A 12,231-nucleotide genomic window follows, 5' to 3' on the forward strand; every position below is an offset into this window, starting at 1 on the left:
TGAGTGTCGGCGAGGGCTTTTCCTACGGTGAAGACCGGGACGGCGTGTGGACCGAAGGGACGAGCCAAGTGGCCCTCTTGATGAAATTGCTCGGCAGGACTGAGAGGGCAGAGTCGTTGATCGCTGTCATCGAATCCCAGAGGTCGCCGGATAGCGGGTTCTATGCCACAACTGTCCGCGAGTTACCGACCGGGTTCGTGCTGGACACCGATCCGACCAAGCCGCGACTCTATTTCCGATTGTCACATCTTGGCGCAGCTTCGTGGGCTGCCCTCGCGGAACGTGGGTTCAATCCGTTTACGCTGACAAAAGGACTTCCATAGTTGAGCCGCAGTGCTTCTCGTCTCGGCCGTTTCGGTCTGTTTTGATTTCGATATGTCCGCAAAGGGGTCATTTTCGACCGATTGAGCGTAGGTTGGTCCGCTGGCTCATGTCCGCTTTGCCCCGAAAGCACCGAAATCCCGGGCCGTGTCAGCTTCGCTTCGGCACGAGCCCGTTGCAACCGCCGGCCTGCTCGGCATCGAGGACCAGCAGGGCGCCGGCGGCGTAGAGCCGGCCGACGAAGTCGGCAGCGTTGGAGCGGGCGATGGTTACGTAGGCGTACGAGGCCAATACGCGACCGTCGGCCTTCGCGATTGCCGCGATCGCCTGCGCCTGTGGCCCGATCACGGCCAGCGAGCGGCCGGGCGCGGAGCCGAAAGTCAGGGCAACGACAAGCGCAAGCCAGCCCGCGACGACGAGCGAGACCGCAAACGCGACGCTGCGGAGCGGCCGGGGTGTCGTCCGGCTAGTAGTCGTAGAAGTGCTCAAGGCTCGCACCTTTGGTCGTCAGCTCGCGCTTGATCTCGACGAGCCGATCGATCCTAGCCTTCAGGCCGGCCCTGCGGAAGCCGGGTTTGGCGTCCAGATCCAGTGAAAACAGTTCCGTGGTGTCGGGAATATCGAGAGCCGTCCCTTTCGGCGCGATCACGGTGATGAGGATATCGTGATTGCCGGCGATCTCCGCCAGGCGGTGGCCGCCATCGAGCAGCTTGTTCAAAATCTCGCTCAGCGCCTTGTAGCGCGGCGCCTGCACGAGCTGCCAATCCGGTGACAGCGTCCGGACCGGGGTGATGCGTGGCTCGGCGCCAAGCACGTCCTGCGGGAGCGTCGCGACCACGAACATGATGTCGCGTGGCTCGTCGTCATCGCTGGCATCGAGCGCCTTCTGAATCGCGGCGGCGTAGCCGATCTTGACGAAATACTCGGTGCCGAGCGCAAAATTGCGCTCCCACGTGCGCAAATCACTCGGCGTCGGTGCCGAGATCGCCGTTAGCCCGTTCAGCGTGTCGCGGAACGGATATTTGTACCAGGGAATGGTGTAGAGGAAGGCCGCATAGTCCTGCAGCACCGCGCGGGCATATTCATCCTGCGGCGTGAGCTTCTCGCCCCTGATCCATTCGAACGCGCGCCCGATCGTGTTCTCGTAAAATCCCTTGATCGCGTATTCGGCGGAGTAGCTGATGCCGATGACGTAGATCATCATCTTCACGTCGAAGCGCGACTCGGCGCTCGCCGGGACCGCGCGGTTGATGGTGCAGAAGCTCTGCCAGAAGCCGAGGATGTGACGCAGGTATCCGAAATGGCTTTCGCTGGACTGGTCGAGGGAACGGCCAAAATCCTCGAAGGAATAGACGATGTACCATTCGGGGAAGGTGAAATAGGTGTTGTCGAGCGGCCGGCGATAGCCCTTCTCGCCGATCGGCGGCAGCGGGTCTGCGGCCGTCACCGCGGATGCAATGTCGGATGTGGGCTGGCAGGTCCCCTCGATATAGGCGAGTGGCCCCAGGATCGCGACGACGATCAGGACGACCAGCGTGAGGACGATGCGACGCAAGCGCTTAAGCATGGGCCGGGCGTGTGCGCGGTGCGAGGAGATAGCCGATCAGGATGGCAAGCCCGCCGAACCCGAGATGCGGCGCATTGGCGAAGATGCGGGTCGACAGCGGCAGGTTCAGCACGCCGTTGATGAGGATGCCGAAATCGAGATAGCCGCTGCCGGTGAGGAGGCCGAGCACGCCATCGGCGAAATAGAAGACGCCGAAGAGCTGGAAGAACAGCTCGGATGCGCGGCGCGAGGTCAGCGCCGAGGCAAGGGCCCACAGCGCGGAGACGAGATGCAGGCCGTCGGCGTACCAGGTGCGGCGGAACAGGCCGAAGATCATGTCGTTCTGGTCGATGAAGGCGGGGATGTAACCGGTCAGGATCACGAAACCAAGCAGTGCGGCATAGCGAAGGGCGCACAATCTGATGATGTCCATGAGTCCTCCGGTGAGTTTGAATCTTGGTCGAGTTTAGAGTGTCCCGAGCGCCTTGAGCAGGGCGTCATTGAACTGGCCGGGATCTTCGATCTGCGGAATGTGACCGAGCCCGGGCAGCAGAGTGAGGTGCGCCTGGGGCAGCAGACCATTCAGGTCGCGCGCCTGGGCGAGCGGCGTCACGGTATCCATCTCACCCCAGAGGATAGCGACGGGCTGCTTGAGCCGCGCGTAGGCGCCGCGGTCGGCGCTGATCGCGCCGCGATCTGTACCTGCGAAATAATAGACCCAGTCGGCGATATCCGGCGTCGAGTTCTGGCGCGTCAGTGGCCGCTGCAGGATCTCGACATATTCAGGCAAGGCGCGATCCTTTTTCGCGATCAGCGATTGCAGCAGCATCTTCGTGGCAAGTGGATTAGTGACCGTCAGTGACACCAGCATTTCACGCAGCCATTTCGGACGCAGCGCTGCCGGTGGATCGGACGGTTCGGCCGTCAGCCCCAGAGCGGCATCGACCAGCACCAGCGCCCGGGTGCGGGCCGGGAAGCGCAGCACAAGCTCGGTCGCGGCACCGGCGCCGAAGGAATGGCCGACGATGATCGCGGGCGCTGCATTGAGCTTCTCGAGCACGTCGCTGATGCGCTCGGCCTGATCCTGTCGCGTGTAGCCGCCCGGCCGATCCGAGAAGCCGAACGGCGGCAGGTCGAGCGCGATCACGTGATAGCCGCCGGCGGCGAGCGCATTGCTCGTCGCCCGCCACAACTCGCTCCAGGCCGCGGTGCCGTGAAACAGCACGACCGGAATTCCGACCGGCGGGCCTTTCTCCTGAATGAACACGTCACCCGAGCGCGTCGTCACCCAATGCCCGCTCGACGGCGCGTGATCGGCACGGCCTGCCGTCTCGCGAGAAACGGCCGCCAGCCGAAATGCGATGACCGCTGCGACGACCAGCAGCAAGAGGGCGCCGCACAGCTTGGCCGCACCACGAAGGATTCCAGGGATCAAAAGGCCTCGCGGGATGAGTCGGTTGATATTGGACCGCTACTCTAGCGCGAGTTGATTTGGCGTTGAAGCGAACCGCGGTCGCGGGCCTCGCTCACGATGGAGTGGTGCTGCTGATTTGCCCGACGTGTCAAATCCTGGCCGGTGAGGCCATTCTACTTTGCATGGGGTTGTTTTCGATGTTTTTGGGGAGCCTACCCGATTCACTGCCCCGACGGCGTGCGCAGGCCGTGCCAGGCGTCGCGCACCTGGTGATAGTGCACTTCGGGCAGATAGTCGGGCGTGTTGAGGCTCAAGGTCTTGACGTCGAGGTGGCCGACCGCGCTGAGCAGCGTGTAGGAGGCGATGACGCGGTCGCGCAGCGCGCCGATCAGGCGGGCCTTGGCCTGGATCAGGTCGGCCTGCGAGTTCAGCACGTCAACGGTGGTGCGCTGTCCGCCGGCGGCTTCGCGCTGCACGCCCTGCAGGGCGACGGTCGCCGCCTTCACCTCGGACTCCGAGGCTGAGACCGCGATCTTGGCGCCTTCGTTCGCCACCCAGGCGCTGGTCGCGGCGGTGCGCGCCTGGTTGCGCACCTGGTCGAGCACGAGGCGGCTTTGCGCCGACACCTCCTTGGCCTGCCGGGTTTGCGAGGCGGCCGTGCCGCCGTCATAGATCGGCGCGGTGACGTTGGCGACGATGGAGGCCTGGTCGGTGCCGAGGGTACTGAGCGTCGGGTCGGCGTCGCGGCTGCGGCTGGCGCTGCCCTGCACATTGGCGCTCGGTAGCAGTGCGCCTTCGGCGACGCGGATATTGGTGGAGGCGACGTCGACGTCGAAGCCTGCCGCCATCACCGCCGGGTGCTCGCGGATCGCCATGGCGAGCGCGTCCTCGCGGCTCTTCGGCAGATAGCGGTCGACGACCTCGGCGGGCCGAAGCTGCGACGGTGGGTTGCCGATCACCTGAGCGTAGGTCGCCTGGCTGACGGCAAGCGCGACTTCGGCGGCGTTGAGATCGGAAAGCCCGCGGTTGAGGCGCGCCTCGGCCTGCGCCGTATCGGTCGGCGTGACGTCGCCGGCGTTCAGCCGGCGCTGGGTGACGGCGAGTGTCTCGCGCAGGAACGCGACGTTGGAGCGCTGCGCCTCGACCAGCGACTGGTTGGCGAGCACGTTGGTGTAGGCGGTCACGGCATCGAGCAGCACGCCCTGGCCGACATTGCGCAAGGCCTCACGGCCCGACTGCACCTGGAACTCGGCGACGCGCACGCTGTTGGCGGTACGGAAGCCATTGAACAGGGTCTGCGTCACGGTGACGCCGATGGTCCAGGGCTTCAGCGTCGCGGTCTGGATGGTGTTGTCTGGAAGCAGGTTGCGCACCGATTGCAGGCCGGCGCTCAGGCTCGCCACGATCTGCGGCCGGTAGCCGGCAAGCGCCTGCGGCACGTTCTCGTCGGTGGCGCGCTGGCGCGCCCGCTCGGCATTGAGCTGCGGATTGGTCTGATAGGCTTTTGCCAGCGCTTCCGGCAGCGCTTCGGCCAGCGCAGCGGCCGGGAGGGCGCAGGAAACCGTTAGCGCGGTCCATGTGACAAGGACATGACCCACGCCCGATCGGCGCCGCGTCCTTACGCGGCCAGTTCTGGCGGCACGCCCCTTCATCTGATCCCGTAACAACCCCGGCTATCCGCCCCCGCCGACGGCGGCCCTCTTACCTGTTTAACCAGCGCCGGTCCCGCAGGCAAACTGCCGCGGGTGAATGTCCCATGAAATCCGCGCTTGTTGCAGCTACGTCACAGGATTTTGCGGGAAGGGATGGGGAGCCTTACACCAACCTTACCGATTCTTGTTCAGCGGCTTGCGCTTCTCGATGAACGCGGCCATGCCCTCCGAGCGGTCCTCCAGCGCGAAGGTGGCGTGGAAGAGGTTGCGCTCAACCTGCATGCCCTCGGCGAGCGTGGTCTCGAAGGCGCGGTTCACCGCTTCCTTGGCCATCGCGGCCGCCGGCTGCGACATCGCGGCGATCTTCTCGGCAGCCGCGATCACCTCGTCCATCAGCTTGTCGGCAGGGACCACACGGCTGACGAGGCCGCTTCGCTCGGCTTCCGCCGCATCCATCATGCGGCCGGTGAGGCAGAGGTCCATCGCCTTGGACTTGCCGATCGCGCGCGTCAGGCGCTGCGTACCGCCGATCCCGGGAATGGTGCCAAGCGTGATCTCGGGCTGGCCGAATTTCGCGGTGTCGGCGGCGATGATGATGTCGCACATCATCGCGAGCTCGCAGCCGCCGCCGAGCGCGTAGCCCGCGACCGCGGCGATCGTCGGCTTGCGACAGCGCGCCACGCGGTCGCCGCCGATGGCGGCAAAATCTTCCGAGAACATGTCGATGAAGCCTTTCGGCTGCATCTCCTTGATGTCGGCACCCGCGGCGAATGCCTTCTCGCTGCCGGTGACGACGATGCAGCCGATCGCGTCATCGGCCTCGAGATCGTCGACGGCGGCGGCGATCTCGCGGAAGACGCCGAAGGACAGTGCGTTGAGCATCTTCGGGCGGTTCAGCTTGATGATGCCGACCGCGCCTTGGCTTTCGACGATGATGTGCTCGAACGTGCTCATGCTCCACCCACGCGTTTTTCGATTTCAGCGGGCAATGTGCCCGTTGGCGGGGTGGGCTTCAAGAGGGCGAAAACGCCTGACGGGACGCGCGAGCCGCGCGTCCCGGAACCGGCTCAGGCCAAGAATCGAGCGAAGAATCAGGCCAAGAATCAAGCCATGAACATGCGCGCGGCCGAGGCCAGCGTCAGGAGTGCGCCGAAGCCGATGAAGATCTTGCCGATCAGCGAGCTCTGGTCCCAGGCCGAGTTTTCGCTGCTCGCGGCAGCCATCACCGGAGCCGGGCGCGGCTGTGCATCGGTCGCCGCGACGGCCTTTTGCGCAGGCGGGTTATCCTGCTGCTGGGTGGCATCATCCGGCTGATCTGACGCGGCCACCTGGCTGTCTGGCGCTGCAGCCGCCTGGTCTGCCGCGGCCTGCAAATTGTCATTGGCCCGCGACGTCATGGCGGTGGCCGCAGCGGCGGTCGGCGTATCGGCGGAGGCGAGCTGCGCATTGGCGTTGGCGACTGCGGGCGGCATGGCGCTGGAGGCCGGCGCGATGCTCTCGGCGGCCGCGGCGTCCTTCTTATCGCTCTTGCCTGCCTTGTCGTCGGAGGATTTCTCCGCCGTCTTGCTGGTGTGGTGACGAGCGTGGTGACGCCGAGGCTTGGTTTCTTTGACGGTCTCGCTCGAATTGCTCGCGCTGTCCGACTTGGTGTCGCTCGCGGCGGTCGGTGCAGCCTGTGCGGTGTCCCCGACTGCGACGAAGAGTCCGGCGGCGAGAATCAACGCTACGCGCCCGCTGGCTTTGATCATTGTGATGATCTCCCCAATTGGCCCATCCCGGGGCGAACAGAGACCCCTGGGCGTGACCACAGCTGGGCAAAAAAAGGGAATCTTCGGGCTGGACCGGGCAAAACCGGGGCAATTGGTGGCCCGCAAAGCGCCCGATGGATGCCAGCCGGAGGGATCGGTGTTATGAGCCTCCCCGACTTGCGGGCCGGGCCGGATTCTACACCCTCAGCTTGATCACGAAGTCGTGATCTGGCCGGTGCGGGCGTAACAAATTGAAAGAGCGGCCGAATTGCTAGGTGGGAGCGCGCGTGCGCGGACGTGAGGACGAATGGACCGGCCTGATGCGGTCGGCCATGGCAGGGGATGATGCGGCGTATCATCGCCTGCTGAAGGCGGTCACGCCGGTGCTGCGGGCTGCCGCCCGGCGCGGACTCGCGCGGGCCGGCCAGCCTCCCGATCAAGCCGAGGATATCGTGCAGGACATTTTGCTGGCGGTGCATTTGAAGCGGCATACCTGGGATAGCGAAGCGCCTCTCGCCCCTTGGCTGTTCGCGATCGCCCGCAACAAGCTGATCGACGCGCTAAGGCGACGGGGCAGGCGGATCTTCGTCAATATCGACGATTTCGCCGAGACGCTGCCGGGCGAGGCTCTGCCGGAGACGGCCTCCGCAGGCGAGGTCGCGGCGCAGCTTGCGACACTGCCGCAGCGCCAGCGTGACGTGTTGCAGTCGATTGCGGTCGACAGCGCCTCGATCAGGGACACCGCGTCAAAGTTGTCGATGAGCGAAGGCGCGGTGCGCGTCGCGCTGCATCGGGGGCTGGCCGCGCTTACCGCCAAACTGCGGGACAGATGAGATGGATACCGATCAACTCATTCGCACGCTCGCGGCCGACAACGCTCATCGTGCGCCGAAGGTCGGTGCCGTGCTGGCGCTGTCGCTGCTGGTGGCCGCGCCGCTCTCGATCCTGATCTTCGCCACCTTCCTCGGCGTGCGGCCGGACGTGATGAGCGCGATGCACAATCCGTTCTTCGATATGAAGTTCGCGGTCACCCTGTCGCTCGCGATCCCCGCGATCGCGATCAGTCTGCATCTGTCGCGGCCCGAGGCCTTGATGCGCGGCTGGGGCTGGCTGCTGCTGCTCCCCGTGGCCTTGCTTGCGGTGGCGATCGGCGGCGAGATGATGATGGCGCCTGCGATGCCGATGACGATGCGGCTCGTCGGCAAGAATTCAAGGGTGTGTCTGTCGGCGATCCCTGCGATGTCGCTACCGCTGCTGGCGGGCGCGCTGTTCGGCCTGCGTCACGGCGCGCCGTCGCGGCCCGCGCTTGCCGGCGCGCTCGCCGGCCTTTTGTCGGCGGGGCTGGCGGCGACGCTCTACGCCTCGCACTGCACCGATGATTCGCCGCTGTTCGTGGCGACCTGGTACACGCTCGCCGCCGCGTTCGTGACCGCGATCGGCGCGTTCATCGGATCAAAAGTGCTGAAGTACTAGCACCGGCTACGCCGGTGCCGTGCTCTGCTGCATGCGGTGGAAGCGCAGCACCTGCTGCGCCGTCGAGGTGCGCAGCGCTTCGTAGGTGTCTCGCGCGCTCAAAAGGTCGGTCAAATCGCGGCCGGACAGCTTGTCGCGCATGGCGATGATCGCGCGCACGCTCGACCACGAGAGCCCGGCGACCTTGGCGAGGATCATCACGCCCTCGGTGCGGGTTTCGATCATCATGTTTTCGGCGATCGCAACCGGAACGCCCGCGAGCGCCGCGAGCCCGGCATTGGCCTCGTCGAATTTGCCCTGTTCGGCAAAGGCCGTGACTTGGTGCTCGTTGAGACGGCCGTCATCGAACAGCGATCTCACCAGCGCGCGCGCCATTTCGGTCTGCCGCGTCATGGTCGCCGCGCGAACGCGTTGCGCCGCCTCGTGGACCGCGCTGAGCACCGCGTCGGACTGGCCGGGATTGGCGGCTTCGAGCTTCCTGCGCACGCTCAAGGACGCCTTCGCGATCAGTTTCAGATAATGATGGCGCGGCAGGTCCGGGCGCAGGCCCACGCAAGTTGCGAGGTCGTCGTCGCGTTCGGCGCGTCCGACCAGGTCGGTAAGGCTCTTTTCCGTGAATTGCGCGCCGGGATTCTTGACCGTCGACTGCACCACCTCGTTATCGCCGCGCGCCACCAGCACGTCGGTGAGCGCATCGGACAGCACGCGGCGCATCGAGATGGCCTTGAGATGCGCCTGGCTCTTGCTGCGCGCGATCTCGATCAGGGTCGCCTCGTCGAGCCGTTCCGACTTCGACAGCACAGGGCCGGCGACGTCGATGACGTCGTCGAGCGCGAGCGTGCGGATGGTCACGGCCGGCGCCGTGTCGATCGGTGCCAGGCGCTCGGCGAGCAGCACTTTGGCCGAGGTCTCGATATGTTCGATCAGGCACTGGAAGACGTCGTCGAACACGGCGACCTGGTCGTCCGAATAGTCCACCGCGCCGGTGATGAAGAGATCGGTGACGCGGCGCAGCGTCTCGACCCGGCGCGCAACCGTGCCGTGGGACAGCGTCGCCTGCAATTCATCGAGCAGGTTTTCGGAAACTTTGGCGGCTTTCGATCTCATGGCCCTGTCCTGGAGCGTTCGGTCCGGGGGCTCTTTCTGCGCCACCGGGCAAAAATGGATTGGTCAGCTGGTCGCAATGCGGTTGCGTCCTTGCGCCTTGGCGGAATAGAGCGCGCTGTCGGCGCGCGCGAGAAATGAGTCGGCATTATCATTGTCGCGCAGCGCTGCGACGCCTGCGGAAATCGTCACATGCATGCCGGGCGCGAATGCGCTCCAGTCGAGCTCGGCCACGATCATGCGCAGGCGGTCGAGCATGCGCATGGCGGCCTCGCCCGACGTGTCCGGCATCAGCAGCAGGAACTCCTCTCCGCCGTAGCGGCCGAAACGGTCGTTGGGGCGGATATTGGCGAAGATGGTGATGGCGAAGTTGCGCAGCACCTCGTCGCCGGTCGGATGGCCGTGGACGTCGTTGATGCGCTTGAACCAGTCGAGATCGATGAGTGCAGCCGAGCAGGGCGCTTTTGCCTCGCGCACGCCGGCGATCTCTTCATCGAGCGCGCGCATGATCGAGCGGCGGTTGAGCGAGCCGGTGAGCTCGTCGAGCTCGGCGAGCTCCTCGATGCGCTGATAGGCGGCCTTCAGCTCGATGCTGCGCCGGTACAGGATCTTGCGCAGCGTGCTGCCGAACAGGCCGAGGAAGGCGCACTGGCCGATCACCAGGACAAAGCACAGCATCGATGCGAGGCGCTCGAGCCGGCTCGTCACCGGCATGCCGATCGGCAGGTCGGAGATCAGGAAGACGAAGCCGAGCCCTATGGTCGCGAGCGCCCAGGTCAGCATCGCCTGCTGCGAGGTCATGCGCAGCGTGCCGAAGGCGAAGATCAGGAACAGCACGCTGATGAAGGCGACCCCGATCGTCGGAACCGCCAGCAGGAAGACGAGCTGGAGCGCCATATGCGCCGAGATCTGGAAGACGGTCAGGTAGTGGTCCCGGTAGCGCTCGCCGACGCCGGCCTCCGACAGCACCGCGAAGCTGCCGATGATCATCAGCCCGCCGAACCAGAACAGCGACGGCACGATCATCGAGATCGCCCCGCCATAAGCGTAGATCAACAGGACGGATGTGCCGAGCGAATAGCTCGCGGCCTGGCCGACATACATCTGGCGCCGCTGCCGCATGCGGCGCGCGACGACCTCCGGCGTGGCCTGGTCGGGAAACAGGACGAGATCCGCGACCTCTGCGGCATTCCGCTCCGGGATGGATGTCGCGGCCGTGCTCATGAACCTGCCATTGGTGAATGTCAGTCCAAAAATCTACGTGGCAAGCCTTTAGGTTTGGTATCCTTGCGGTGCGAATCCGGGCCGGCCGCCCGGGTAAGTGCCTTGATCCGACACGGAAATTAGCGAGCGATTAGGGATTGTCGGCGATAGGCCAGGGAATTGGCCAGGCAATGGGCCACGGATAAGGTCAACGGTAAGGTCCAGAGATACAGTCAATTGGCCGGCGAATACGCTGCACAAGGCTGCGTTATGGATCGAGGCTTGGTAAGATCGGGCCGCGCCCGTGTGCGCTCCGCAGGGAAAAGTTATAGTATTATGTTACCATTTTTAGCGAGCCCCCAGGGGCTGCAAGAATACGCGCGTATGTGGGGTACATCACACATGTCCCCGTGCAACCGCGGTAGGTTGAAGATTCTTGCATCACCCGTCGAACCGCCTGCCGTTTCGACCCGACCAACTTTGCGAGACGGCCTTTGAGCGTGACACAGGCGGCTTCGGACGAAGTCCTAATCGCCCGGATCGCCCAAGGCGACCGGCTCGCTATGCAGGTGCTGTACGGGCGGCACCATGTCAGGGTCTATCGCTTCGGGCTTAGGCTCGTGCGCGATGAGCAGGTCGCTGAGGACCTGATCAGTGAGGTGTTTCTCGACGTCTGGCGTCAGGCCGGAAAGTTCGAGGGCCGATCCGCTGTTTCCACCTGGCTGCTGGCAATCACCCGATTCAAGGCCCTGTCTGCGCTTCGGCGCAGGAAGGATCTTGAGTTGGACGAAGAGGCCGCCAACGCGATCGAGGATACGTCCGACGATCCGGAAACGGCGGTGCAGAAGAAGGATACCAGTGAAGCGTTGCGAGAGTGTTTGACGGCACTGTCGCCGGACCATCGGGAAATCGTCGATCTCGTCTACTACCACGAGAAGTCCGTGGAAGAGGTGGCCGAAATCGTCGGGATACCGGAGAACACCGTGAAGACGCGCTTGTTCTATGCGCGAAAGAAACTGGCCGAGCTGCTCAAGGCAGCCGGTGTTGAGCGAGGCTGGCCATGATGGCATTGAGCAAGAAGATGCTGGAGCAAGAGCCCAGTGAAATTGAGATGCTGCTGCCATGGCATGCTGCCGGCACGCTGAACTCGCGCGACGCGCGCCGGGTCGAGGACGCCCTCGCCGGCGATCCTGAATTGGCGAGGCAGTACGCCGCGATCCGCGCCGAATACGAAGAGACCATCCATCTCAACGAGAGCCTGGGTGCTCCGTCGGCCGGCGCGATGCAGAAACTGTTCGCCGCGATCGATGCGGAGCCCGCACGCGGACCCGGAGGGCTGTCGCTCTCGACACGCATCTCGACGTTTTTCGCGAGCCTGTCGCCACGCACGCTCGCCTGGTCGGCGAGCCTCGGCGCGATCGCGCTGCTGCTCCAGGCCGGTATCATCGGGGCCGTGCTGGTGAAGAACCAGAGCTCGACCTTCCAGACCGCCTCGCTCTCCACGAACGCGCCGATCACGCGCGAACTCGGTGCCTCGCCTGGGGCGTCGGCGCATGCGCTGGTGCGGTTCACGCCGGACGCGCGGGTCGCCGACATCACCACGCTGCTCGACAGCTACCAGGCATCGATCGTCGACGGCGCCAAGGGCGGCATGTTCCGCCTCCAGTTCAACAAGGCGATGAACAACGACGAGCTTGCCTCGCTGCTCGGCAGGATGCAGCGCGAGAAGATCGTCAACCTCGCCGTGGCGGCCCCCTAAGCGCCGAGAGT

The 12,231-nt window shown here is 65.0% G+C and carries 13 protein-coding genes and 1 pseudogene; 5 read left to right on the forward strand and 9 right to left on the reverse strand.

All coding sequences use genetic code 11. The features are described from left to right. Positions 1 to 323, forward strand: a pseudogene (locus Q2941_RS33470) (hypothetical protein); the annotation flags it as partial. A 148-nt stretch (positions 324 to 471) separates the two neighbouring features. Here the strand turns inward: Q2941_RS33470 and Q2941_RS33475 are convergent. The 7 genes from Q2941_RS33475 to Q2941_RS33505 all read right to left on the reverse strand — a co-directional run bounded on the left by Q2941_RS33475 (position 472) and on the right by Q2941_RS33505 (position 6,681). Beyond that, positions 472 to 810, reverse strand: coding sequence for a hypothetical protein (locus Q2941_RS33475; RefSeq protein ID WP_458195089.1), 339 nt, complete (start codon positions 808 to 810; stop codon positions 472 to 474). Continuing rightward, positions 788 to 1,888, reverse strand: coding sequence for a hypothetical protein (locus Q2941_RS33480; protein WP_458195090.1), 1,101 nt, complete (start codon positions 1,886 to 1,888; stop codon positions 788 to 790). The genes Q2941_RS33475 and Q2941_RS33480 overlap by 23 nt, the downstream gene beginning before the upstream one ends. Continuing rightward, the gene (locus tag Q2941_RS33485) at positions 1,881 to 2,300 is read right to left on the reverse strand and encodes a hypothetical protein (RefSeq protein WP_458195092.1); all 420 of its coding nucleotides are present in this window, start codon (positions 2,298 to 2,300) and stop codon (positions 1,881 to 1,883) included. The genes Q2941_RS33480 and Q2941_RS33485 overlap by 8 nt, the downstream gene beginning before the upstream one ends. Before the next feature lie 33 nt (positions 2,301 to 2,333). Next, positions 2,334 to 3,302, reverse strand: a complete 969-nt coding sequence (locus tag Q2941_RS33490) for an alpha/beta fold hydrolase (protein ID WP_458195093.1) — start codon at positions 3,300 to 3,302, stop codon at positions 2,334 to 2,336. 200 nt (positions 3,303 to 3,502) lie between these two features. Next, positions 3,503 to 4,933: a TolC family outer membrane protein gene (locus Q2941_RS33495; protein WP_458195094.1), complete on the reverse strand. Its 1,431-nt coding sequence runs from the start codon at positions 4,931 to 4,933 to the stop codon at positions 3,503 to 3,505. A 174-nt stretch (positions 4,934 to 5,107) separates the two neighbouring features. Then, on the reverse strand, positions 5,108 to 5,887 hold the full coding sequence (locus Q2941_RS33500) for an enoyl-CoA hydratase (RefSeq protein WP_027528161.1): 780 nt from the start codon (positions 5,885 to 5,887) through the stop codon (positions 5,108 to 5,110). Between the two features lie 149 nt (positions 5,888 to 6,036). Continuing rightward, on the reverse strand, positions 6,037 to 6,681 hold the full coding sequence (locus Q2941_RS33505; protein ID WP_458195095.1) for a hypothetical protein: 645 nt from the start codon (positions 6,679 to 6,681) through the stop codon (positions 6,037 to 6,039). Between the two features lie 287 nt (positions 6,682 to 6,968). On the opposite strand from Q2941_RS33505, the gene Q2941_RS33510 reads away from it, so the two are divergent. Both Q2941_RS33510 and Q2941_RS33515 read left to right on the forward strand, forming a co-directional pair. Beyond that, positions 6,969 to 7,514 carry a sigma-70 family RNA polymerase sigma factor gene (locus tag Q2941_RS33510; protein ID WP_458195097.1) on the forward strand — a complete coding sequence of 182 codons (546 nt, stop codon included), beginning with the start codon at positions 6,969 to 6,971 and terminating at the stop codon, positions 7,512 to 7,514. A 1-nt stretch (position 7,515) separates the two neighbouring features. Next, on the forward strand, positions 7,516 to 8,154 hold the full coding sequence (locus Q2941_RS33515) for an NrsF family protein (protein WP_027528158.1): 639 nt from the start codon (positions 7,516 to 7,518) through the stop codon (positions 8,152 to 8,154). A gap of 6 nt (positions 8,155 to 8,160) precedes the next feature. Here Q2941_RS33515 and Q2941_RS33520 read toward each other — a convergent pair whose 3' ends face one another. Together Q2941_RS33520 and Q2941_RS33525 are read right to left on the reverse strand one after the other, a co-directional pair. Next, positions 8,161 to 9,261, reverse strand: coding sequence for a DUF2336 domain-containing protein (locus tag Q2941_RS33520; RefSeq protein WP_458195098.1), 1,101 nt, complete (start codon positions 9,259 to 9,261; stop codon positions 8,161 to 8,163). A gap of 63 nt (positions 9,262 to 9,324) precedes the next feature. Beyond that, positions 9,325 to 10,482: a GGDEF domain-containing protein gene (locus tag Q2941_RS33525; RefSeq protein ID WP_458195099.1), complete on the reverse strand. Its 1,158-nt coding sequence runs from the start codon at positions 10,480 to 10,482 to the stop codon at positions 9,325 to 9,327. 473 nt (positions 10,483 to 10,955) lie between these two features. Between Q2941_RS33525 and Q2941_RS33530 the strand changes: the two genes are divergently transcribed. After that, positions 10,956 to 11,525, forward strand: coding sequence for a sigma-70 family RNA polymerase sigma factor (locus Q2941_RS33530; RefSeq protein WP_027528155.1), 570 nt, complete (start codon positions 10,956 to 10,958; stop codon positions 11,523 to 11,525). Further along, positions 11,522 to 12,220 carry a hypothetical protein gene (locus Q2941_RS33535; protein ID WP_458195100.1) on the forward strand — a complete coding sequence of 233 codons (699 nt, stop codon included), beginning with the start codon at positions 11,522 to 11,524 and terminating at the stop codon, positions 12,218 to 12,220. Before Q2941_RS33530 ends, Q2941_RS33535 begins: the two co-directional genes overlap by 4 nt. Positions 12,221 to 12,231 lie beyond the last annotated feature (11 nt).

It is taken from the genome of Bradyrhizobium sp. UFLA05-153 (assembly GCF_054185185.1).

Bases quoted from the DNA above. Each gene is read 5' to 3' on its own strand.
- Q2941_RS33500 (WP_027528161.1), bottom strand. From the start codon at position 5,887: ATGAGCACGTTCGAGCACATCATCGTCGAAAGCCAAGGCGCGGTCGGC.
- Q2941_RS33515 (WP_027528158.1), top strand. From the start codon at position 7,516: ATGGATACCGATCAACTCATTCGCACGCTCGCGGCCGACAACGCTCAT.
- Q2941_RS33485 (WP_458195092.1), bottom strand. From the start codon at position 2,300: ATGGACATCATCAGATTGTGCGCCCTTCGCTATGCCGCACTGCTTGGT.
- Q2941_RS33480 (WP_458195090.1), bottom strand. From the start codon at position 1,888: ATGCTTAAGCGCTTGCGTCGCATCGTCCTCACGCTGGTCGTCCTGATC.
- Q2941_RS33535 (WP_458195100.1), top strand. From the start codon at position 11,522: ATGATGGCATTGAGCAAGAAGATGCTGGAGCAAGAGCCCAGTGAAATT.
- Q2941_RS33520 (WP_458195098.1), bottom strand. From the start codon at position 9,261: ATGAGATCGAAAGCCGCCAAAGTTTCCGAAAACCTGCTCGATGAATTG.
- Q2941_RS33525 (WP_458195099.1), bottom strand. From the start codon at position 10,482: ATGAGCACGGCCGCGACATCCATCCCGGAGCGGAATGCCGCAGAGGTC.
- Q2941_RS33495 (WP_458195094.1), bottom strand. From the start codon at position 4,933: ATGAAGGGGCGTGCCGCCAGAACTGGCCGCGTAAGGACGCGGCGCCGA.
- Q2941_RS33505 (WP_458195095.1), bottom strand. From the start codon at position 6,681: ATGATCAAAGCCAGCGGGCGCGTAGCGTTGATTCTCGCCGCCGGACTC.